This window comes from Halomonas sp. WWR20 (assembly GCF_054602495.1).
In genome coordinates this window covers 415,487-437,934 of the sequence record NZ_JBTRHR010000001.1, presented here as the reverse complement: position 1 = coordinate 437,934, position 22,448 = coordinate 415,487, and the positions used below count along the sequence as shown (strand labels likewise).

At 62.3% G+C, this 22,448-nt stretch carries 18 protein-coding genes; 10 read left to right on the top strand and 8 right to left on the bottom strand.

Going from position 1 to position 22,448, the window contains the following annotated elements; genetic code table 11:
* Nucleotides 1-202 precede the first annotated feature (202 nt).
* The gene (locus ACW4DH_RS02045; RefSeq protein WP_459634678.1) at nucleotides 203-1,480 is read left to right on the top strand and encodes a DUF2333 family protein; all 1,278 of its coding nucleotides are present in this window, start codon (nucleotides 203-205) and stop codon (nucleotides 1,478-1,480) included.
* Nucleotides 1,481-1,641: 161 nt separating this feature from the next.
* Here the strand turns inward: ACW4DH_RS02045 and ppa are convergent, their stop codons facing one another.
* The gene (ppa, locus tag ACW4DH_RS02040) at nucleotides 1,642-2,172 is read right to left on the bottom strand and encodes an inorganic diphosphatase (RefSeq protein ID WP_459634677.1); all 531 of its coding nucleotides are present in this window, start codon (nucleotides 2,170-2,172) and stop codon (nucleotides 1,642-1,644) included.
* A 289-nt stretch (nucleotides 2,173-2,461) separates the two neighbouring features.
* On the opposite strand from ppa, the gene ACW4DH_RS02035 reads away from it, so the two are divergent.
* Nucleotides 2,462-4,114: a serine/threonine protein kinase gene (locus ACW4DH_RS02035; protein ID WP_459634928.1), complete on the top strand. Its 1,653-nt coding sequence runs from the start codon at nucleotides 2,462-2,464 to the stop codon at nucleotides 4,112-4,114.
* Between the two features lie 63 nt (nucleotides 4,115-4,177).
* Here the strand turns inward: ACW4DH_RS02035 and gatB are convergent, their stop codons facing one another.
* The 3 genes from gatB to gatC all read right to left on the bottom strand — a co-directional run bounded on the left by gatB (nucleotide 4,178) and on the right by gatC (nucleotide 7,460).
* Nucleotides 4,178-5,629 carry an Asp-tRNA(Asn)/Glu-tRNA(Gln) amidotransferase subunit GatB gene (gene gatB, locus ACW4DH_RS02030; protein ID WP_459634927.1) on the bottom strand — a complete coding sequence of 484 codons (1,452 nt, stop codon included), beginning with the start codon at nucleotides 5,627-5,629 and terminating at the stop codon, nucleotides 4,178-4,180.
* Nucleotides 5,629-7,089, bottom strand: coding sequence for an Asp-tRNA(Asn)/Glu-tRNA(Gln) amidotransferase subunit GatA (gene gatA / locus ACW4DH_RS02025; RefSeq protein ID WP_459634676.1), 1,461 nt, complete (start codon nucleotides 7,087-7,089; stop codon nucleotides 5,629-5,631). The genes gatB and gatA overlap by 1 nt, the downstream gene beginning before the upstream one ends.
* Before the next feature lie 83 nt (nucleotides 7,090-7,172).
* Nucleotides 7,173-7,460, bottom strand: coding sequence for an Asp-tRNA(Asn)/Glu-tRNA(Gln) amidotransferase subunit GatC (gene gatC / locus ACW4DH_RS02020; protein ID WP_459634675.1), 288 nt, complete (start codon nucleotides 7,458-7,460; stop codon nucleotides 7,173-7,175).
* Nucleotides 7,461-7,690: 230 nt separating this feature from the next.
* Between gatC and ACW4DH_RS02015 the strand changes: the two genes are divergently transcribed.
* The 7 genes from ACW4DH_RS02015 (at nucleotide 7,691) to tldD (ending at nucleotide 17,708) form a co-directional block, all read left to right on the top strand.
* Entirely contained in the window at nucleotides 7,691-8,728 is a 1,038-nt protein-coding gene (locus ACW4DH_RS02015; protein ID WP_459634674.1) for a rod shape-determining protein, read from the top strand.
* Between the two features lie 106 nt (nucleotides 8,729-8,834).
* Nucleotides 8,835-9,743: a rod shape-determining protein MreC gene (gene mreC / locus ACW4DH_RS02010; RefSeq protein ID WP_459634926.1), complete on the top strand. Its 909-nt coding sequence runs from the start codon at nucleotides 8,835-8,837 to the stop codon at nucleotides 9,741-9,743.
* Complete coding sequence (gene mreD, locus ACW4DH_RS02005; RefSeq protein ID WP_459634673.1) at nucleotides 9,743-10,228, top strand: rod shape-determining protein MreD; 486 nt, start codon at nucleotides 9,743-9,745, stop codon at nucleotides 10,226-10,228. The genes mreC and mreD overlap by 1 nt, the downstream gene beginning before the upstream one ends.
* Nucleotides 10,229-10,281: 53 nt before the next feature.
* On the top strand, nucleotides 10,282-10,884 hold the full coding sequence (locus ACW4DH_RS02000; RefSeq protein WP_459634672.1) for a Maf family protein: 603 nt from the start codon (nucleotides 10,282-10,284) through the stop codon (nucleotides 10,882-10,884).
* A gap of 41 nt (nucleotides 10,885-10,925) precedes the next feature.
* Entirely contained in the window at nucleotides 10,926-12,389 is a 1,464-nt protein-coding gene (gene rng, locus ACW4DH_RS01995; protein WP_459634671.1) for a ribonuclease G, read from the top strand.
* A gap of 4 nt (nucleotides 12,390-12,393) precedes the next feature.
* Nucleotides 12,394-16,257 (top strand): YhdP family protein, encoded by a 3,864-nt coding sequence (locus ACW4DH_RS01990; protein ID WP_459634670.1) that lies wholly within the window; start codon nucleotides 12,394-12,396, stop codon nucleotides 16,255-16,257.
* Nucleotides 16,254-17,708 (top strand): metalloprotease TldD, encoded by a 1,455-nt coding sequence (gene tldD / locus ACW4DH_RS01985; RefSeq protein WP_459634669.1) that lies wholly within the window; start codon nucleotides 16,254-16,256, stop codon nucleotides 17,706-17,708. Before ACW4DH_RS01990 ends, tldD begins: the two co-directional genes overlap by 4 nt.
* Before the next feature lie 32 nt (nucleotides 17,709-17,740).
* Here tldD and yjgA read toward each other — a convergent pair whose 3' ends face one another.
* On the bottom strand, nucleotides 17,741-18,247 hold the full coding sequence (yjgA, locus tag ACW4DH_RS01980) for a ribosome biogenesis factor YjgA (RefSeq protein ID WP_459634668.1): 507 nt from the start codon (nucleotides 18,245-18,247) through the stop codon (nucleotides 17,741-17,743).
* A gap of 84 nt (nucleotides 18,248-18,331) precedes the next feature.
* Here yjgA and pmbA point away from each other — a divergent pair, with 84 nt between their 5' ends.
* Complete coding sequence (gene pmbA / locus ACW4DH_RS01975) at nucleotides 18,332-19,672, top strand: metalloprotease PmbA (protein WP_459634667.1); 1,341 nt, start codon at nucleotides 18,332-18,334, stop codon at nucleotides 19,670-19,672.
* A 92-nt stretch (nucleotides 19,673-19,764) separates the two neighbouring features.
* On the opposite strand, the gene mgtE is transcribed toward pmbA, so the two are convergent.
* The 3 genes from mgtE to rapZ all read right to left on the bottom strand — a co-directional run bounded on the left by mgtE (nucleotide 19,765) and on the right by rapZ (nucleotide 22,447).
* A complete protein-coding gene (gene mgtE / locus ACW4DH_RS01970; RefSeq protein WP_459634666.1) occupies nucleotides 19,765-21,120 on the bottom strand; it encodes a magnesium transporter in 1,356 nt (451 codons plus the stop codon).
* A 174-nt stretch (nucleotides 21,121-21,294) separates the two neighbouring features.
* Nucleotides 21,295-21,564 (bottom strand): HPr family phosphocarrier protein, encoded by a 270-nt coding sequence (locus tag ACW4DH_RS01965; RefSeq protein WP_459634665.1) that lies wholly within the window; start codon nucleotides 21,562-21,564, stop codon nucleotides 21,295-21,297.
* 1 nt (nucleotide 21,565) lies between these two features.
* Nucleotides 21,566-22,447: an RNase adapter RapZ gene (gene rapZ / locus ACW4DH_RS01960; RefSeq protein ID WP_459634664.1), complete on the bottom strand. Its 882-nt coding sequence runs from the start codon at nucleotides 22,445-22,447 to the stop codon at nucleotides 21,566-21,568.
* Nucleotide 22,448 lies beyond the last annotated feature (1 nt).

The window sequence follows — 22,448 nt, the reverse complement described above, 5'->3', positions numbered from 1 at the left end:
CGGCAAGCCCGAAATGCGACCGCAACGCAGGCGCTAAGTTCCTGTCGGGAATTGCCACAAGGCATATCGCTGAGAACGTTGGCTTTCCGGCTGAGTGCGATGCTTTCAGGCAATCGACGTGCAACCCGGGAGCTTTGACGATGACGCATGATAGGATAAGCAAACCGTTAGCCCAACCCTCACAAGTCAAGGATGTCGACATATGGCGCTTTTTCGCAAAGGGGATCGCAGCCGGAATACGCAAGTGTTGGAAACGCCGCAGTATGGCTGGATATGGAAACCGCTGTTGACGCTGGTGATCGTTTACCTGCTGGTATGTCTGGTGCTAGGGCTGTGGTGGAGTCGCACGCCCGAGGAGTTCGATGTCGACAGGGCGGTGGCCGAGCAGCGCGGCATGCCGCTCGAGGCGGTTAATCCCGCGCCGGCACTGGCCGTGCAGGATCCCGCCAACGATAGGCTCAGCAGTGCACCGACGCCGGGCGAGCCATCCGCGAGCAGTCCTGCCCAGAGCCTGGCGATGCCTGGCGCGAATACCGAGAACAGTGTCGATCCTACCGCGGCACTGGCGGTGCAGCGCGTGGCGCAGGGGGCTGGCACTGCGCATGTACGCCCCGAAGGGGCCACCGACTTGCAGCAGGAGATCGCCAGCGAGACATTGAATCCCGCCAAGGCTCTAGCGGAGCAGCAAAGCGTGCCAATCGCGCCGGGAGAAGTCACGGTCGCCACGACAGTGACACTGATTTCCACACTTCTCGACAAGCCCGGCGGCTTCTTGCGCAACGATGTCATGCCGCCGGGGGTATGGCTCGATAACATGCCCAGTTGGGAGCTCGGGGTGCTGACCCAGGTGCGGACCATGACGGCAACGCTCGACGATAGCTTGTCCAATGGGTATTTCGCGCTGGGTGAGGCCCGCGAGGCGCTCGACACCAGTAGTAACCGGTGGCTGTTTCCTTCGGCAGAAGAGCGCTACGCGCAGGCTGGCGACGCTATAACCGCTTATTTGCAGCAGCTGCGAGACGGTGGTACCCAGGCCACCTTCAACACGGATGTGCAGGCACTGGACGCCTGGCTGTCCAAGGTCGAAGCGCTGCTTGAAACCCAGACCCGGCAGCTGGCGGCCAGCGTCGGCGATGGGCTCGTCCGCGATGCCGAGCTGCAGGGCATGGCGCAGTCGCACAACTCCTGGTTCGAGATCGACAATGTCTTTTACCAGGCACGCGGTAATGCCTGGGCACTCAAGCAACTGATGAAGGCCATGCGTCGCGACTTTTCCGATGAGCTGTCTTCGCAAGCCCAGAGTACCGTGACGCAGTTGCTCGCGGTGCTGGAAGCCTCGCAGGCGCGTCTGTGGAGTCCGGTCGTGCTGAACGGGTCGGGGTTCGGCTTCTTTGCCAATCATTCGCTGATGATGGCCAACTATACGCTGCGCGCCACATCCTTGGTTCAGCAGTTGCGCCAGCAGCTGACCTCTACTTGAGCGAATGGCGACAGGGCGGACAAGAAAGGTATGGCAGAGTCGCGTGCGGGAGGTGACGCGTCACGCCAGGACGTGGACGGTAAAATGTCAGGCCGCCGACACTATCACTGCCGGCGGCCTGGGCATTCAATGTAGGGCTCGATACTGAGCCCGTTCAGCGGTTACTGCTTTGCATAGGCGGCGACGGCTTTCTCGATCGCCTTACGGGCGGCATCGGCATCTTCCCAGGATTCGACCTTGACCCATTTGCCCTTTTCGAGGTCCTTGTAGTTCTCGAAAAAGTGGGCGATCTGCTGGCGCAGCAGTTCCGGCAGGTCGGTCACTTCCTGCACATCGTCATAGAGCGCCGAAAGCTTGGGATGCGGTACGCAGACGAGTTTGGCGTCGCCTCCCGCTTCGTCGGTCATGTTGAGCACGCCGACGGGGCGCGCGCGGATGACGCTGCCAGCCTGTACCGGATACGGCGTAACGACCAGCGCGTCGAGCGGATCACCGTCATCGGCCAGCGTATGGTTAATGAAACCGTAATTGGCGGGATAGAACATCGGTGTGGCCATGAAGCGGTCCACCACCAGCGTATCCATGTCCTTGTCGATCTCATACTTGATCGGCGCGTGATTGGCGGGGATTTCGATCACCACGTACACGTCGTTGGGGAGTTCCTTTCCGGCGGGGATCTTGTCGAAACTCATGTTCGAGTCCTTGATGTTTGCGGGTTGATGGCCAGCGAGAGAAAATCTGCCGAATTATACGAACAGCGCCCGATGATTACCAATCCGGCGAAGGGCGCGTGTCGTAAACCCTGGCTGCTGGGTAGGATAGACGCATAACCGCAAGGTGTTGCGGGTATATCCTGGGGCGCGGCAAGCGAAACGGTCGCCGGTGGGCGGCAAAGGAGAAGATTCATTGGCAGGAAGTGCGTTATCTCTGAGTTACGGTCAGGCCTTCGTGGCACCGGAAAGGCGGCGTCATCGCAGTTCCATGTCGGTACAGATACCCCAGGACACTCAGCTCTCCAGCAAAGGCGGCTGTGCGCTGATCAGTGACTCCACCTGGCGCAATTCCATTGCCAAGCAGGCCGGCGACCTGAGCGTGCGCGGCTTCCTGGCGGATTATTATTCCACGCCCGATCACTGGGACGTCAAGACATCAGCGACGCGGGTGCTGCTGGCGCTCAACGGCTGGTGTTACAGTCAGAGCAGCTATATCGAGGGCGGGAGTTATATTTGCTCGTTGTCGGCGATAGTGTTTCGTGGCCGCGAGGCGCATCTCTTCCATATGGGCGACACTCTGGTGTTTCGGCTGCGCGGCGCAGAGTTCGAGCAGCTCTCGCGGGAGCACGTGACCGACCTGGGCGGCTATCGCTACCCCTCGCGGGCATTGGGCATGGATGGCAGTCTCGATATCGATTACGTCAAGCAGCCGCTCAAGCAGGGCGATCTGTTCCTGTTCACGACCCAGGCGGTGCGCGGCACCTTGATGCCTTCGGACTACGTGCAACTGATTCGGAGTGACGTCAGCGATCTGGATGCCGCCTGTGAGCGGTTGGCGCAGGCCGCCAGGGCGCGTGCAGTGGAGCGCGGTTATGGCGCCGACCAGTTCTGCTTTCAACTGGTGCGCGTCGACCGGTTGCCCGAGGAGGAGCCCGACCGGCCGGGGCGCTTGTACAGCGACCTGCCGGTGCCGGCGGAGCTGGCGCCCGGTGATCGGCTCGATGGGCTGGAAGTCCTGACGGTCCTTTCCCGGACCGCCAAGGCCCGCGTTTACTGCGTGCGCGATACCAAGAGCGGACGCGAGATGGTGATGAAGGCGCCGAGTCCCGAGTTGTCGTTGCGCAATACCTATCTGGAGCATTTCGCGTTGCAGCAATGGGTTGTGGCGCGGGTCAATTCGCCGTTCGTGGCCCGGGTGGTCGAGCCTTCCCGGTCGCGGCGCCATCAATACTATCTGATGGCGTATGTCGAAGGCGAAACGCTGACCGACTGGCTACGCCGTCATCCTCAGGCCAGCCTCGAGCAGCGTCTGGATATCGCTAGACAGCTGAGCAAGGCCGTGCAGGCGCTGCATCGCCGCGATGTGCTGCACCAGAGTATTCATCCGCGCAACATGCTGATCGACCGACACGGGCAACTGGTGTTGATCGATTTCGGCGCCTGTCACCTGCGTGAGGGGGAGAGCCATGCGGCGGCCCGTGAGCTCGCCCGGCAAGTCGGACTGACTGAGCATAGTGCACCGGAATATGCGTTGGATACCAGCGTCAGTCGGCGCAGCGACCAATATTCACTGGCCTCCACGATCTACTGGCTGTTGACCGATCATTTACCGTATGAGCTGCCTCCGGACCAGTTGCGTAGCCATACGGACCTCGAGCGCATGACCTATCGTCGGGCGCGCCTGTACAACCCCGAGATAAGTCCCGAGCTGGATGACGCACTGCGTCGCGCGCTCGACCCGCAGCGCGCCTTGCGCTTCAGGCGTCTGTCGGAGTTTGCCTATGCGCTGCGACCGTACAAACCACGTGGAGGAGAGCCGCAAGCCTCTTCGCGCTCGGTGCTGCGAGAACCGGCGAATTTCTGGCAGGGAATTGCAGGGATCCTGCTGCTGCTGCTGGTGCTGTCGTGGCTGCTCAAGTAAGGCGCGATACACGGCGTATGCCACAACGCCCCGGCGCCTGACGGCGTCCGGGGCATCGGTCATTTATAGACGGTCGAGCTTCTCCTTGAGCAACTGGTTGACCTGTTGCGGGTTGGCGGTGCCGCGTGAGGCTTTCATGATCTGACCGACAAAGTAGCCGATCATCTTGCCGCGCTTTTCCGGCTCCGCTTCACGATATTGCGCCACCTGCACCGGACTATCGGCAATCACCTGATCGATCATCGCTTCGATGGCGCCGGTGTCGGTTACCTGCTTGAGACCCCGAGCCTCGATGATCGCGTCGGCGGACTTGCCTTCGCCTGCCCATAGTGCGGCGAAGACCTGCTTGGCTGCCTTGCCGTTGATGGTGTTATCGATGACCCGGGCGACAAGCTCGCCGAGCTGTCGCGCGGTGACGGGGCTGTCGTCGATGTCGAGGTTTTCACGGTTCAAGTGAGCGGCAAGCTCGCCCTGTACCCAGTTGGCGGCCAGTTTGGCGTCGCCACACACCTCTTTCACGGCTTCGAAATACTCAGCCATGGCGCGGCTGGAGGAGAGCACGCTGGCGTCATAGGCCGACAGGCCCAGTTGCGCCTCGAAGCGTCGCCGCTTTTCGGTGGGTAGCTCCGGCAGGCTGCCGCGCTGATGATCGACATAGGCCTGATCGAGCAGCACCGGGAGCAGGTCGGGACAAGGGAAGTAGCGATAATCGTTGGCTTCCTCCTTGGTGCGCATGCTGCGCGTCTCGTCGAACTCCGGGTCGTACAGGCGCGTCTCCTGCAGCACTTGGCCGCCGTCCTCGATCAGCTCGATCTGACGCTCGGTTTCGAAGGCGATGGCCTTTTCGACGAAGCGGAAGGAGTTGACGTTCTTGACTTCGGCGCGGGTGCCCAGCGCCTCCTGGCCCTTGGGGCGCACCGAAACGTTGACGTCGCAGCGCATCGAGCCTTCGGCCATGTTGCCATCCGAGATGCCCAGGTAGGTGACGATGGCATGCAGGGCGCGGATGTACGCCACGGCCTCCTTGGCGGAGCGCATGTCCGGCTCGGAGACGATCTCCAGCAGCGGAGTGCCGGCGCGGTTGAGGTCGATGCCGGTCATGCCGTGATAGTCCTCGTGCAGGGACTTGCCGGCATCCTCCTCGAGATGCGCGTGGTGGATGCGCACGACCTTGGTGGTGCCGTCATCGAGAGTGATCTCGACGTTGCCCCGGCCGATGATGGGCTGCGCCATCTGGCTGGTCTGGTAGCCCTTGGGCAGGTCGGGGTAGAAGTAATTCTTGCGCTCGAAAAGGCTGGTTTCGGGAATCTCGGCATCGATGGCCAGGCCGAACTTCACCGCCATGGCCACGGCACCCTCGTTGAGCACCGGCAGTACGCCGGGCAGACCGAGATCGACGGCGCAGGCCTGAGTGTTGGGCTCGGCACCGAAAGCCGTAGAGGCGCCGGAGAATATTTTCGACTGGGTGGCAAGCTGGACGTGGACTTCAAGTCCGATAACGGTTTCCCATTGCATCATGCGGTCTCCTTGACGAACGCCGGCCGCTGGCGGTGCCAGTCAGTGGTCTGCTGGAACTGATGCGCGACGTTGAGCAGGCGGCTCTCGGCGAAGTGCGGGCCGAGAATCTGCAGGCCGACCGGTCGGCTGCCGACGAAGCCGGCGGGGACGCTGATACCGGGAATGCCGGCCAGGTTGATGGCGATGGTATAGATATCCTGCAGGTACATCTGCACCGGGTCCTTGTTGGCGCCCAGGTCGAAGGCGGGCGTCGGTGCGGCCGGGCCCATCAGCACGTCACACTGCTCGAAGGCATCCAGGAAATCTTGGCGAATTAGGCGGCGTACTTGCTGGGCCTTGCGATAGTAGGCGTCGTAGAAGCCCTCCGAAAGGGTATGGGTGCCGATCAGGATGCGTCGCTTGACCTCTTCGCCGAAGCCTTCCCCGCGGGTGCGCTTGTAGAGATCCTCGAGGTCCGTGGGGTTCTCGCAGCGATACCCGAAGCGCACGCCGTCATAGCGCGACAGGTTGGAGGAGGCTTCCGCCGGGGCGATGACATAGTAGGCTGGAATCGCCAGGTGGGTGTGCGGCAGGCTGACCTCGCATACCGTGGCCCCTAGCGACTGGTAGACGTCGATGGCCTCGCGGATGGCGGTTTCCACGGCGGGGTCCAGGCCGTCGCCGAAGTACTCCTTGGGCAGGCCGATCTTGAGCCCCGATAGGGAAGCGCCGAGCTCGGCCTGGTAGTCGGGGACCACGCGGGCGACGCTGGTGGAGTCGCGCAGATCATGTCCGGCGATGCTGTTCAGCAGCAGGGCGCAGTCCTGCGCAGTGCGGGCCATGGGGCCGCCCTGATCGAGGCTGGAGGCATAGGCCACCATCCCGTAGCGAGACACACGGCCATAGGTGGGCTTCAGGCCGGTAATCCCGCAGAAGGCCGCCGGCTGGCGGATCGAGCCGCCGGTATCGGTGCCCAGCGCGGCCGGCACGAGGCCTGCCGCTACGGCTGCGGCACTGCCTCCCGAGGAGCCTCCGGGAACGGCGGATAGATCCCAGGGGTTTTTCACCGGGCCGTAATAGCTGTTCTCGTTGGAGGAGCCCATGGCGAACTCGTCCATATTGGTCTTGCCCAGGCTCACGGTGCCCGCTGCAGCGAGTTTTTCTACTACCGTGGCATCGTAGGGCGAGATGAAGTTGTCGAGCATCTTCGAGCCGCAACTGGTGCGCACGCCCTGGGTACAGAAGATGTCCTTCAATGCCAACGGTAAGCCGGTCAAAGGGCCGGCCTGTCCCGCGGCGCGTGCGGCATCGGCGGCGTCGGCGGCGTTCAGGGCCTGCTCGGCAGTGACGGTGATGAAACTGTTGAGTTGGCCATCAAGACGCTCGATACGCGTAAGCAACGTCTCGGTCAGCTCACGGCTGGTAAAATCGCCGGCGGCGAGTCCCGCGGCGAGTTCCGTGAGAGTCTTATCATGCATGGGGGATAACGCTCCCTGAGTCGTGTTTCATAATACGGCTTCCGCGGAGGAGGGCCTCGGTGTGAGTCGACGTTCAACTGCCGTCACTCGACGACGCGAGGCACCAGATACAAGCCATCCGAGACTGCCGGGGCATGGGCCTGATAGTGCTCTCGCCGATTGACCTCGGTGACTTCGTCGGCACGCAGCCGTTGTGTCATATCGAGGGGGTGCGCCAGCGGAGCAACGCCCTGTGTGTCGACCGCCTGCAGACGGTCGACCATTTCCAGAATGCGGGTTAGGTCATCCACGTAGCCGGCGGCTTCGTCATCGCCAAGACCCATACGGGCGAGGTGCGCCGCGCGGGTCACGTCTGCATGTTCAAGCGCCATAAATTGGTTGTCCCTTGTTTTGCATGAAAACGTTCTGCATGAAAACTGTAATGATTAAGGTTGCTGGAGTCAGGCGAGAAACGGGCTGGCAGGGGTTTCTCTTGAAAAGAGCCATAGAAGTTACCATATTTGCCCTTTGCTGACAGGCTCTCTCGCTTGCTGCCTTCCCCCCGCAATGATACCGTTTGCGTCCGCACAGGGTTCCGGTCTGCACTAGGTGAAAGACTTCCATGTTTAAACGTTTACGGGGGCTGTTCTCGAGCGATCTGTCGATCGACCTGGGAACCGCCAACACACTGATTTACGTGCGCGGTCGCGGCATTGTGCTCGATGAGCCTTCCGTGGTCGCCATCCGCCAATCGGGCAATATGCGCAGCGTCGCAGCGGTGGGCGTGGACGCTAAGCGTATGCTCGGGCGTACCCCGGGCAACATCACGGCTATCCGTCCGATGAAGGATGGCGTGATTGCCGACTTCACCGTGACCGAACAGATGCTTCAGCACTTCATCCGCAAGGTCCATCAGAGCACTTTTCTCACACCAAGCCCGCGCGTGCTGGTCTGTGTGCCCTGCATGTCGACCCAGGTCGAGCGGCGGGCGATCAAGGAGTCTGCCGAAGGGGCGGGCGCCCGCGAGGTGTTTCTGATCGAAGAACCCATGGCCGCTGCCATCGGCGCAGGGCTGCCGGTGGAGGAAGCGCAGGGTTCGATGGTGGTCGACATCGGCGGTGGCACCTCCGAGATTGCGATTATCTCTCTCAACGGTGTGGTCTACTCCGAGTCGATTCGCATCGGCGGCGATCGTTTTGACGAATCGATCACCGCTTACGTCCGCCGCCATTATGGCAGCCTGATCGGCGAGGCCACGGCCGAGCGTATCAAAGAAGAGATCGGTTGCGCCTACCCCGGCGGTGAGCTGCGCGAGATCGACGTGCGTGGCCGTAATCTGGCCGAAGGCGTGCCGCGCAGCTTTACGCTCAATTCCCATGAGATTCTCGATGCGCTGCAAGATCCACTGTCATCCATTGTGGCCGCGGTGAAGAGTGCGCTTGAGCAATCCCCGCCGGAACTTGCCTCCGATATTGCCGAGCGTGGTCTGGTGCTGACCGGTGGTGGAGCATTGCTGCGCGATATCGACAAGCTGATCGCCGAGGAAACCGGTCTGCCGGTCATCGTGGCCGAGGATCCCTTGACCTGTGTGGCACGCGGCGGTGGCAAGGCACTGGAAATGATCGATCAGCATACTTTCGAGCTGCTATCCAGCGACTGAATCTGACCGCGGCCATGGGTAGCTTAAGTGTACCGGTGGCCGTCGGCCTGCGGGGGGAAGGCCTATTAAACCTCTGTTCACGCAAGGCCCTGTGCCCAGTTATCGCATGCTGCTATGTGCGGTAACGGCTTTTGCGTTGATGTTTGCCGAGCATCGCTTTCCCATCCTTGAAGATCTCCGCTCCCAGTTGACGACGGTGGTGGCGCCGGTCCAATGGGCCGTCAGTCAACCGAGTGACATGTTGTCCTGGGGGGCGCTGGTCTTTTCGGAACAGAGTGATCTGGTCGAGGAGAACCAGCGCCTGCGCGAGCAATTGCTGACGCTGTCTCATCGCGCCCAGCGCATGGCCAACCTGACGGCGGAAAACGTACGCCTGCGCGAACTGCTGCATGCCGCTAGCCGAAACGACGTACCTTACATCACCGCCTCGCTGCTGGCGCTGGATTCCGACCCGTTTACTCAACAGATGGTCATCGACCGAGGGCGTCGCGATGGCGCCTATGCGGGGCAGCCGGTCATGGATGCCTCGGGATTGATCGGCCAGATTACCGCTGTCTCTGCCTACACCAGCCGCGTCTTGATGCTGGCAGATGCCAGTCACGCCGTCCCGGTACAGATCAACCGCAATGGGCTGCGCTTCATCGTTCAAGGCACCGGCAAGTTCGATACCCTGAGCGTGCTGCACGTGCCGGCGACGGCGGATATTCGCGAAGGCGATCTGCTGGTGACGTCCGGTCTCGGTGGGCGTTTTCCGGAAGGCTACCCGGTGGCCGAGGTTACCCGCGTGACGCAGCAGCCCCATGAACCGTTCGCCCAGGTGGATGCTGCACCGCTGGCCCAGCCTGAGCGTTCGCGTCACTTCCTGCTGCTTTTCCCCCCGCCCATGCCCGACGCTCCCGAGGATGCACCACAGGACGGCGCCTCGCTAGCTGCCGATGACGATAAGGCGGCAGCGACTGACGAGGTGCAGATGGCTGATGCCGAGCAGCCGGTCGAGACCGAGGAGGAACCTTGATGGCCAAGCGCCTGTCCGGTGTGGTGACGATCTGGCTGACGCTGTTGCTGGGGCTGTGTCTGCAGGTCATGCCCTTGCCGGATGCCTGGCTGATGTGGCGCCCGGACTGGCTGGGCTTGATGCTGGCCTATTGGTGCGTCGCCACGCCACAACGGGTGGGCGTCTTCCATGGTTTCATCCTGGGAATCCTGCTCGATCTGATCGAAGGTGCCCCGCTGGGTCAGAATGCCCTGACCCTGTCGTTGCTGGCGTATATGTGTCTGCTGCTTTATCAGCGTCTGCGGGCCTACAGCATATGGCAGCAAGCGGTCATGATTTTCGTGCTGCTGGGGATCGTGCAGCTCATCGAGCAGTGGTTGCGTACGATTTTCGGGCCGGTATCGATCCAGTTGGCTTTCCTGCTGCCGGCACTCATCGGTGCCATGCTGTGGCCATGGTTGTTCACGATGCTGCAGGCACTGCGTCGGCGCTTTAATATCGCCTGAGCGGCACGTCTGGCTGACTCACTGATTCAAGGGATTCGCTGCAGGAGTTTACCATGGAGGATTTCACGCAGCCGGTGCTGTGCCTGGCTTCGGCTTCGCCACGCCGGCGTGAGTTGCTGGCCTCGATAGGTGTGGCAGTAGAAGTCGCCCCTGCCGATATCGATGAAACCCCGCATTCCAAGGAAGCACCTGGTGATTATGTAGTGCGCCTGGCGCGCCGAAAGGCGCAGGCGGGCGCGCGGCAATCGCAGCTGCCCGTGCTGGGGTCGGATACGGCGGTGGTTCTGAACGGCCAGATTCTGGGCAAGCCGCGCGATGCGGCGGATGCCGGTGAAATGCTCATGCAACTCGCGGGGCGCGCGCATGACGTGCTGACCGGCGTTGCGGTTTACGGCCCCCAGGGAATGCTCGACGTCTGCGTGACCACGCGGGTCACCATGCGGCCGCTATCGCGTGCCGAAATCGACGCCTACTGGGCCACCGGCGAGCCGGCCGACAAGGCGGGGGCGTATGCGATCCAGGGGCTGGCATCGATATTCATCTCGCGTGTCGAGGGCAGTCACTCTGCGGTGGTCGGCTTGCCGCTGTTTGAAACTGCTCGGCTGCTCGAGGCGCAGGGAGTACCGCTGTGGGCGGGGCGGCGAGCTATGTCATAATCCTGACATAGCATCATGACAGCCAGCATAAGGATTCCTGCATGAGCGGTGAGGTTCTAATCAATCTAACGCCAATGGAGACCCGGGTTGCAGTCGTTGAAAATGGCGTATTGCAGGAAGCCTTCATCGAACGCAGCTGGCGCCGGGGCATCGTCGGCAATATCTACAAAGGCAAGGTGGTACGAGTGCTGCCGGGCATGCAGGCCGCCTTCGTGGATATCGGCCTGGAACGTGCCGCCTTCATTCATGTTCACGAAGTGCTGCCGCCCAATACGCCGCCCGCCGAGCAGGTTTCCATCAACCAACTGCTCAATGAAGGTCAGCCGCTGGTCGTTCAGGTCACGAAGGACCCGATCGGCACCAAGGGCGCGCGCCTGACCACGCATCTTTCGGTGCCGTCGCGCTATCTGGTCTATATGCCCGATTCGCCGCATACCGGTGTGTCGCAGCGCATCGAGGATGAACGCGAGCGCGAACGGCTGCGGACGCTCGTCGAGGAGTGCCATGCCGAGCAGGCGGGTGAGGTGCCGGGGGGGTTCATCATTCGCACGGCCGCCGAGGGCGCCGGCAAGGAGGAACTCTGCGCCGACATGCATTTTCTGCTGCGCCTGTGGCGCAAGGTCGGCGAGCGCAAGATCACCGCTGCGGCTCCCAGTCCCATCTATGACGACCTGCCGCTGTTCATCCGGACGCTGCGTGACGTCATGCGTGACGAAATCGAGAAGGTGCGCATCGATTCGCGGGAGAACTTCGTCAAGCTCAAGGAGTTTGCCAGCGAGTTCATGCCCGGTGTGGAGGATCGCATCGAGTATTACCCGGGGGAGCGGCCGATCTTCGATCTCTACAGCGTCGAGGATGAAATCCAGAAATCCCTGGGGCGCAAGGTGCAGCTCAAGTCGGGCGGCTATCTCGTCATCGACCAGACCGAAGCGATGACCACCATCGATGTCAATACCGGCGGTTATGTCGGCCATCGAAACCTCGAGGAAACCATCTTCAAGACCAATCTCGAGGCGGCCACGGCCATCGCACGCCAGCTGCGATTGCGTAACCTGGGGGGCATCATCATCATCGATTTCATCGACATGGAAGACCCCGAACATCAGCGCCAGGTGCTGCGCGTCCTCGAGAAGTCCCTGGAGCGGGACCACGCCAAGAACAAGCTGACCGGTGTGACGGAGTTGGGGCTGGTACAACTGACGCGCAAGCGTACCCGCGAGAGCCTGGAGCAGACCCTCTGCGAGCCTTGTCCGACCTGTCATGGCCGCGGGATGCTCAAGACGCCGGAAACCGTGTGCTACGAGATATTCCGCGAGATCATGCGCGAGGAGCGCGCCTACAGTCCCGATACCTACATGGTGCTGGCGTCGCAGCCGATCGTCGATCGCCTGCTCGACGAGGAGTCGGCTGCGGTGGCCGATCTCGAGGCCTTTATCGGCAAGACCATCCGCTTTCAGGTCGAGGGGCGCTATTCACAGGAGCAGTACGATATCGTGCTGATGTGAGCGTATGAGCCCCTATCGTGTCCTGCAGCGCTGGGCCATTACGCTGCTGGCCCTGGGGCTGGCCGGCGTTGCCATCGTCGTGGTGATGATGCGCCTGGGCATGGCGCAGATAGAAGACTCTCGGGGGGAGATCGAGGCGCTGCTGTCCCGCCAGTTTTCCGCTGAGGTGGCGCTGCAATCGCTGCAGGGGCGTTTCGAGAGGCTTGACCCGACACTGGACCTTCACGGCCTCAGCATGACCTCGCCGGCCGGTAAACCGTTGCTCGATATCGATAGTGCGCAGGCTCGGCTGGACACTCTAGCCTCGTTATGGGCGGGTTACCCCGTCGTTGCCCAGGCGCATGCGCAACGCGTCACGCTGCATTTCTACCAATCGTCCGACCACGCCTGGCATTGGCCGGGCCTGGCCGAGACTCCTGATGCCGACACTTCGAGCATGCCTGTCGACATGGCGCGGATCGATTCCTGGGTCGGGGCGTTGTTGCGCCAACGGATGCAGGTCGAGCAGGTGCGCGTATTGATGCATGGCCTGGATGAAACGGTGACGCTGGTTGCGCCGCAGTTGTTACTGACAGGCGATGCCGGGCGCGCCCATCTCGAGGGGAGATTGCAGGTCGAAGGACAGCCGCAGACGGCGCTTGCCGCCGTGCTCGAGGTGTCGTCCGGTCGGTCGGGGCTGGCGCATTTCAACGCTGCGTTGCAGGTGGACATGAATGCCGATAGCTTGCTGGCGCTGGGCCGGGTACTGACGGCTCAGGAGCGCTTCACGCTGCAACAGGTGAAGGGTGATGCCACGCTATGGGCGCGCTGGCAAAAAGGCCAGGCGCAGGATATGCGCCTGCGCCTGGACATGCCCGAAGTGACGCTCTCCGACACGAAGGGTGATGCCGATCTGATACTGCGTGATCTCGGCTTACGTGCCCAGGCCATGCGTGCCGAGGATGGGGGGTGGGATGCCTGGGCCAATGGGGTGTCTTTGCGCCGTGAAGAAGATGCCGAGTCACCCTGGCCGGCGCGTCTGAATGCGCACTGGGACGCTACCCAATGGTGGCTGCGCAGTTCCGCCTTCGAGTTGCAGCCATTGGCCCCCTGGCGGCGGCTGTTGCCGCTGCCTGCCGAAATTGATCGGGCGCTGACCCAGTTGGCCCCACAAGGACATGTCGAAGGCGCCGAACTGGGACGCCGTCAGGGAACCTGGCGGGGCCAACTGGCCTTGGTAGGGGCGCAGGCCACCGCCTGGGACGGCGTGCCGGGTGCGGGGCCATTGGATGCCTGGGTGGAGTTTCAGGGCCGCGACGGCCAGGTACGCTTTCGCGGCGGAGACGACCTGCACCTGGCGTTTCCAAAGGTATTCTCGGCACCGCTGGATCTGGATTACGGGCGGGGGGAAGTGAGCTGGACACTCGTCGAGGGCGGTGCCGATATTCAGGGCAAGGAGTTGCATGCTGGCTGGCGCGGGGCCGATGCCGAAGGCACTTTCAAGGCCGCGTTGCGCGAGACCGGGCCTGGACATCTGGATCTCGATCTGAGCTTCACTCACGCGGATGCGCGCCGGATACCCATTATCGATTGGCTCCCCGACGAAGTGTTGGAGCCCGAGCTGCAAGAGTGGCTGTCCGGCGACCTGGGGGGGCTCGTGACGCAAGCGAAACTCTCTTTGTCGCAGACCTTGACCCAGCGCGAGGCTCCGGAGGGCGAGATGTTCGCCAACCCCGACGATCACTTGTCATTGGTGCTGAATATCGAGGATGGCAGACTGCAGTATGCGCCTGACTGGCCGTTACTCGAAAACGTGAAGGGTACATTGACGCTGAACAACCAGACGCTGCGGGCGCAGATCGAACAGGCCAGCATGATGGGATTGCATGCGCGCAATGGCCGGGTCTCCATAGTCGACGAGCAATTGACGATCGAGAGCGATGTCACGGGCAGCAGTGGCGCACTGTTCGATTTTCTGGCCGCGGCGCCGCTGGAGGCGTTAAGTGAAACCTTCGCGCAATGGCAGAGTACTGGACAACTGGACGCCGGGCTGCATGTCTCGTTGCCTATCGAGGATCCCGAGGCGGTGGCGGTCGACGTGGAAGGCCGGGTCGCCGAGGGGCATCTGGACCTGCAGGATATGGACCTGGTGCTTGATGGCATCAATGGCGCCTTACGCTATCGCCATCAGGGCGATGATGATGTCTTGACCGGAACGTTGGGGGCCCGGGCGTTCGAAGGGCCTTTGCAGGCGCAATTCGATATTGGCGGTGAAGGTATCCGTATCGAGGGGCGCGCGCTCGCTCGCGGTCTGTTGGATTGGGCCGGGCTTGGCGGGGCGGAACAGCTGCTTTCGGGATATTTTCCCTACCAGGCGCGTATCGTCTTCGATGAGGAGAACGATGCCACGTTCGATCTCGACAGTGATCTCCAGGGGCTGGCCATTGCACTTCCGGCGCCCTTCGGCAAGCGCTCCGAGGATAAAGTGGCGCTCGGCGTCGAGGCGAATATCGCCGCAGGCAGTGGGCATGTCCATGTGGCCGATCGAGCAAATGCGCGCTGGCGCCAAGTGGGGACAAGCCGGCAGGGGCAAGTGTGGCTCGAGCAGTGGCCGCAGTCTCCCCGCTGGCCGCAAGCCATCGGCTGGCAGGTGGCCTGGCAGCCGCAAAGAGTCGCGCCTCGGCAATGGGTCGAGGCGCTCGCCGAGGTGGACTTCTCGTCCTTGCTGCAGCCGCAGGAGGCGTTGCCCGAGGAACTGGCCGCCGAGCCGGTCATACTGCAGAGTCTCAGTGTGTCGACACCTTGTGTGTATGTCGAGCAGCGCTGCCTGGGCGAGATGGCGGTCGATGCACAGCCGCGCGAGACGGGATGGAGAGTGCGCCTCAAGGGAGATATCGCTCAGGGGCAGGCCATATGGGCCCCGCGTGACGCCACGCCAATTGATATCGATCTGACTCGCCTGAATCTGGATGCCTTGTGGCCGGAGACGTCAGAGCCGGTGGATTCGGCACCGATCACCCTGACCGAACAGGTCGCAGTCGCCCCCGCGCCAGCGCCGTTTGCCGAAGCGGCCGGGGCGCTGCCGGCCGGACGCTTGCACATTGCGGCACTACAGCATGATGGTGAAATCTTCGGGCCGCTTGACGCGCAGTGGCAGGCATCCGAGACGCGCTTGAACGTCGCGCCCCTGACGCTGGTCATCGGCGGAATGACGGCGCGTGGCGAGTTGACCTGGGAAGCGTCGGGCAATACCTCCAGCCTGACCCGGGCACGTATGGACATGACAGGGAGCGAGGTCGAGCGTACGCTGAAGGCATTGGGACAGCCACCAGTCGTGAGCAGCGAAAGCGCCACTTTCGAGGCTCAACTGGCCTGGCCTGGCGCGCCATGGCAGTTCGCCTTCGAGCGCTCGCGCGGCAGCTTGGGGGTGACGCTGGAAAACGGGCGTTTCCGTAACATCGATTCTGCTTCCGCCAAGCTGCTCGGGCTGCTCAACTTCGACAATATTCTGCGACGTCTGGCCCTGGATTTCTCCGACGTGACTCGCCAAGGCACCGCCTTTAACAGTGTCGAGGGCCAGGCGACGCTCTATGAGGGACGTCTGGAAACGCGGGACGCCGTTGAAATCGACGGCGTCGCAACCCATTTCTCTGTTCAAGGTGAGGTGGACCTGCTCAAGCAGCTCTTGGACATGCGGCTGGGCATTACCGTACCGGTTAGCCAGAACCTGCCGCTGGCGGCTCTGCTGATTGGAGCGCCGCAGGTAGGGGCCGGGTTGTTCATCGCGCACAAGGTCTTCGGGCACTGGCTCGATCAGGCCACTCAGATTCACTATCGCGTGCACGGCCCTTGGTCGTCCCCGCAGATTACCCAGGAAAGTATCCAATGACGCCACAGTCCGACAACGTCCTCAACGAGGCGGTTTCCACTCTGCTGGTTCCCGGTGGCCTCGATATCGCCGCGCTGGAGCCTGCTCTGGATCACGCCATGGGCCCTGGCATCGACTATGCCGATCTTTATTTTCAGCGCAGCTGGCATGAGAGCTGGGTGCTGGAGGATGGTGAGGTCAAGGATGCCAGCTACAGTATCGATGGCGGTGTTGGCGTTCGCGCGCTGGCGCAGGAGAAGACCGGTTTCGCCTATTCCAATCAGATTACCCGCGAGGCGCTGGCGGAAACGGGGCGTACCGCCTCGGGCATCGCGAGAAGCGGTGCCACGCAGCGGATCCAGGCGGTAAGTTCGCCCATGGCCGTCGCGCGCTACGCGGGGGTCGATCCACTGACCGGCCTGTCCGCCGAGGATAAGATCGCCATGCTCAAGGAAGCGGACCGCGCCGCTCGCGCAGCCGACCCCGCCGTCTCCCAGGTGAGTGCCTCATTGACCGGAGAATACGAGGTGATGCTGGTCAGGGCCAGTGACGGTACGCTGGGCGCAGACATCCGGCCATTGGTGCGTTTCAATGTCAGCGTCATCGCGGTGCGCAACGGGCGTCGCGAGCGCGGCAGTGCCGGGGGAGGCGGACGCTACGCCATGTCGCGTCTGCGCGATGAGGCCGTCGCCGAGCGCTACGCCAAAGAAGCCGTTCGTCAGGCGCTGGTCAATCTCGAAGCCGTCGATGCGCCGGCCGGTCAACTGCCGGTGGTGCTGGGCAGCGGCTGGCCGGGGATTCTGCTGCACGAGGCGGTAGGGCACGGCCTGGAAGGAGACTTCAATCGTAAGGGCAGCTCGGCCTTTGCCGGACGCATGGGGCAGCGCGTGGCGGCACCCGGCGTCACCGTGGTCGACGATGCGACGCTGCCCGATCGGCGCGGATCGATGAGTATCGATGACGAAGGCACGCCAGGCGCCTATACCCCATTGATCGAGGACGGCATCCTCACCGGTTATATGCAGGACAAGTTGAACGCACGCTTGATGGGCATGGCGCCTACCGGGAATGCGCGACGCGAGTCGTATGCGCACCTGCCGATGCCGCGTATGACCAATACCTATATGTTGGCCGGTAAGCATGACCCCGAGGAGATCATCAAGAGCGTCAAGCGAGGCATTTACGCGGTCAGCTTCGGTGGCGGACAGGTCGATATCACCTCCGGCAAGTTCGTGTTCTCGGCCAGTGAGGCCTACCTGATCGAGGACGGCCGGATTACCGCCCCGGTGAAGGGCGCCACGTTGATCGGTAACGGCCCCGAGGCCATGGCCCGTGTCTCGATGATCGGCCACGACCTCGAACTGGATACCGGGATCGGAGTGTGCGGTAAGGAAGGGCAGGGCGTGCCGGTGGGGGTCGGCCAGCCAACGCTGAAACTTGACGAGCTGACGGTTGGCGGCACCAGCGCCTGAGGTGATGGATTCGTTCTGCGGACCGGCCTGGACTACAGGCCGGCGGTGTCGCGCAGAAGCCGGAACAGCTTGCGGGCGTTGGTCGGCGGCTTGTCGAGTTCGCGCTCGTGCTTGGCGTTGCGGATCAACTGGCGCAGCGCTTGACGATCGACACTCGGGTACTCGGCGATGAAAGCCTCGACGGTTTCGGCGTCTTCGGCAATCAGCCGGTCGCGCCACTTCTCGATTCGGTGGAACGCCAGGTCGCGGCGCGCACTTTCCTGGTCGAAGGCCTCGAATGCGTTACGGATGGCGTCCAGATCTTCGCCGCGCATGACTTTGCCGACGTATTGCATATGGCGCCGGCGGCCTTCATGGGAGCGAATCCGCGACGTTTCCTCCACGGCGGCGAGCATGTCGTCGGACAGCGGTAGACGGGCGCGCTCGGCGTCGGTCAGCGCGATAATCTTTTCGCCCAGTGCCTGCAGGGCGTGCATCTCATGCTTGCGCTGGGTCTTGCTCGGTCGGCCGTCCTGGTCGGCGGAGTGGTCGAATGCCATTTTACTACCAATATCGTTGGGGAGAGCGGGACAGTATACCAGCCCGCCCCCTTTCCCATCAGGGCAAGAATACAGGAGCACACCATGAGCCAGGCTTTCGATGCTTTCGAGCAGCAGTCGCGTCTGGAAGCGCGCGTCACGCAGGCCCTTGAGCTGGCCAAACAGCTAGGCGCCGATGCCTGCGAGGTTGGTGCTAGCGTCGACCAGGGCATCGGTGTCAGCGTGCGTCTGGGCGAAGTGGAAACCGTCGAGCTGTCGCGCGATCAGGGCATAGCGGTGACGGTTTACGTCGGCAAGCGCAAAGGCAGTGCGTCGTCGTCCGACGCCTCCGAGATGTCGATTCGCGCCGCGGTGGAAAAGGCGCTGGATATCGCCCGCTATACCGGCGAAGACCCGGCCTCGGGGCTGGCCGAGGCGGAATTGATGGCTCGGGAGTTACCGGATCTGCAGGTGCACTACCCCTGGTCTCTGACGACCGAGGACGCCATCGAGCGCGCCTTGGCGTGCGAGGCGGCGGGGCGCGAGATACCGGGCATCACCAACTCCGACGGTGCCAGCCTCTCCAGTGGCGAAGGGGTCCGGGTATATGGCAACAGTCACGGTTTTCTGGGTAGCCAGCGTGGTAGCCGCCATTCGCTGTCGTGCATGCTGATTGCGGGTGACGATAAAGGCATGCAACGTGACTACGAATACTCCAGCGAACGCGACCCGAACAAGTTGCGCAGTGCCGAAGAGATAGGGCGCAGCGCCGCGGAAAAGACGCTCAAGCGCCTAGGCGCATCGCGCCCGGCGACGGGGCGCTTGCCGGTACTGTTCGCGCCGGATCTGGCCAGTGGACTGATCGGGCATTTTCTGAGCGCTATTGCCGGCGGGGCGTTGTATCGTCAGGCATCTTTTTTGTGCGACCAGTTGGGGGAAAATGTCTTTCCCGAATGGTTCAGCCTGATGGAAAAGCCGCGTGAGCTTGGCGCGATGGCGAGTGCGGCCTTCGATAACGATGGCGTGGCCACGCGCGATAACGTGTACGTCGACGAGGGCCGGCTCGCCAGCTATATGCTCTCCGCCTATAGCGCGCGGCGGCTTGGCATGACCACGACCGGCAATGCCGGTGGCGCGCGTAACGTTCGCCTCGAGGCACCGCTGTCCTCGCATGAAGAGCTGTTGGCGCGCATGGATCGCGGGGTCCTGGTAACCGAACTGATGGGGCAGGGAGTCAACAGCGTCAGTGGCGACTATTCCCGCGGCGCGGCGGGATTCTGGGTCGAGAACGGCAAGATTCAGTATCCTGTGGAGGAATTTACCATTGCCGGAAATTTACGCGACATGTTCGCTAACCTGAGCGCCGTAGGCGAGGATATCGATACCCGGGGTAGTATCCACACCGGGAGCTGGCTGATCCGAGAAATGACGGTTGCGGGTGAGTGAGGACAAACCCCACGAAGCCTATTAACACGCCCTGCGATTGCAGGGCGTAGTTTTTTTAGAAGGAAAATGCTGCTGCGGAAGATGCCGCGGCGTCATAGATAGAACAGGGTAGCCAGACCCAGGAAGGCCATGAAGCCGATGACATCGGTGACGGTGGTCAGAATGACACTGCCCGAGAGCGCCGGGTCAATCCTGATTTTCTTGAGCAGTACCGGCAGGAGCGTGCCGACCAGCGCCGCGGTGAGCAGGTTGATGATCACTGCCGTGCCGATGATCCAGCCCAATGTCACATCTCGAAACCAGACGACGGCAATGACGGCGACGACAAGCGCCCACAGGATGCCATTGATCAGCCCGACGATGAGCTCACGGTTGAGCAGCCAGCGGACATTGCTGCCCGAGACGTGGCCCAGGGCAATGCCGCGAATCAGCACGGTCAGGGCCTGGGAGCCGGCGATTCCGCCCATGCTGGCGACGATTGGCATGAGCACGGCGAGTGCCGTCACCTGCTGGATAGTGGTTTCGAACAAGCCGATAACGGCCGAGGCCATGAAGGCGGTCGCTAGATTGATGCCCAGCCACACGGCGCGGCGACGGCTGGTGCGCAGCGCCGGGGCGAAGGTGTCTTCGTCCTCGTCGAGCCCCGCCATGCTCATGACCCGATGTTCGGCATTGCCACGAATGACATCGACGACATCGTCGATAGTGATACGCCCGAGCAGCCTGCCGTCGGTGCTGACGACCGGGGCGGAAATGAGATCGAGCTTCTCGAACAGGTTGGCGACGTCGGTTTCCGCCGTCGTCGCCTGGATGGCCACGGTATCGGTTTCCATGACTTCGCGTACCGACATCGAAGGATCCGACACCAGCAGGCGATTGATCGGCAGAGCGCCGATCAGTTCATCCCGGCGGGTCACGACCAGCAGCGTATCGGTGGAGTCGGGCAATCGTTCGTGACGGCGGATATAACGCAGCACCACATCCAGCGTAATGTCGGGACGGATCGTGATGGTGTCCGTGTTCATCAGCCCGCCGGCCGTGTCCTCGGGATAGGAGAGCACCGTTTCGATACGCTGGCGTTCCTGGGTCTCCATCGACTGGAGCACTTCGAGGATGACGGTGTTGGGCAGACGCTGCAGGATGTCGGCGAGATCGTCGATATCCAGCCCCTCGGTAGCGGAAAGCAATTGTTCCGCGTCCATGCGATTGAGGAATTCGGTCTGGATGTCTTCGTTGAGATACTGCAGCACTTCGCCCTGCAACTCGGGATCAATCAATTCCCAGAGCAGGTTGCGCTCGCGAGGCGGCGTCGATTCGAGAAGGTGGGCGACATCCACAGGAGCCAGGCCACGATTGAGCATGCGGCGCGCCTGGTCCAAGGCGCCACTCTCCAGCGCTTCATTGAGCCTGGCCAGGCGGGGCTGTAGCTTCTCGGGATCGGTGCTCATCGGCAGCGGTACCTTCTGTCGATTCTCGCGGGGCGCGCACGTTTATAACGGCACGTAGGTGAGGTCGATTCTACCATCGTCGAGACGCGAGATGAGCGAAAAGAAACATTGTTCGTAAAATACGCTTGCGGCCGCCAAGACGAGTGAGGTGGAGTGTAGCGTCTAGGCTCAGGCTCAGGCGTCTTCCTCGAAGCGGGACTCGAACAGGGTCGTCAGCGCTTCCAGCACGGCGTCGGCATCTTCACCTTCGGCGCTGACTTCCAATACGCTGCCGTAGGGGGCGGCCAACATCAGCAGTGACATGATATTGGCGGCGTCGGCGATACGCGAACCGTGGGCGACGTTGACCTTTGCCTGGTAGGGCTGACAGCACTGAACCAGTTTGGTGGCTGCGCGGGCGTGCAGGCCGCGTCGATTGATCAGGGTCATTTCACGTCGGGGCATGTTAGGGGGCCTGCAGTGCGCTCTGAACGCCCAGTTCACGGTGGCGTAGCCGGACGCCGGACATTTGCTGGGCGAAGTGCGTGGCTAAGCGTTCGACCAGGTAGACGGAGCGATGCTGACCGCCGGTGCAGCCCACCGCCACGGTCAAATAGCTGCGGTTGCTGGCCAGGTAGGCCGGCATCCAGCGTTCCAGCCAGTCGCGGATATCATCACCCATGGCGAGGACATCGGGATAGCCCTCCAGAAACCGGATGATTTCGACATCACGCCCATTGAAGGCCCGTAGCCGCGGGTCCCAGTAGGGGTTGGGCAGGCAGCGCACGTCAAACACCATGTCCGCATCGAGCGGCACGCCTTTCTTGTAGCCGAACGACTCGAACGTCAGTGTCAGGTTGCGTCCGGTGTGACGTGCGACCTGCTCGGCAATACGCCCGCGCAGGTCGTGCACCGAGAGACTGGAAGTGTCGATGACCAGATCCGCCATGAGGCGGATCGGCGTCAGGTAGTGCTGTTCGTGCTCGATGGCTTCCGCCAGGCTCATTTCGCTGCCGCGGGTCAACGGATGGCGGCGGCGGGTCGCCGAATAACGCTCCAGCAGAATCTTGGAATCGGCGGTCAGGTAGACGACCTGGCTGTCGATGCCGCGTTCACGAACCCCCTCGAGGAGTGCGGGAAAGCGTTCCAGCGACTCGGGAAGATTACGTGCATCGATGCTCACGGCAATATTGTTGCGCGTGGCGGGAGCCGTTTGCAGCTCATTGATCAAGGAGACCAGAAGGTTTGCAGGCAGGTTGTCGATCGCGTAATAGCCGAGATCTTCAAGTGCCTGCAGCGCTACGGATTTTCCTGAACCGGAACGGCCGCTGATGATGACTAGCTGCATG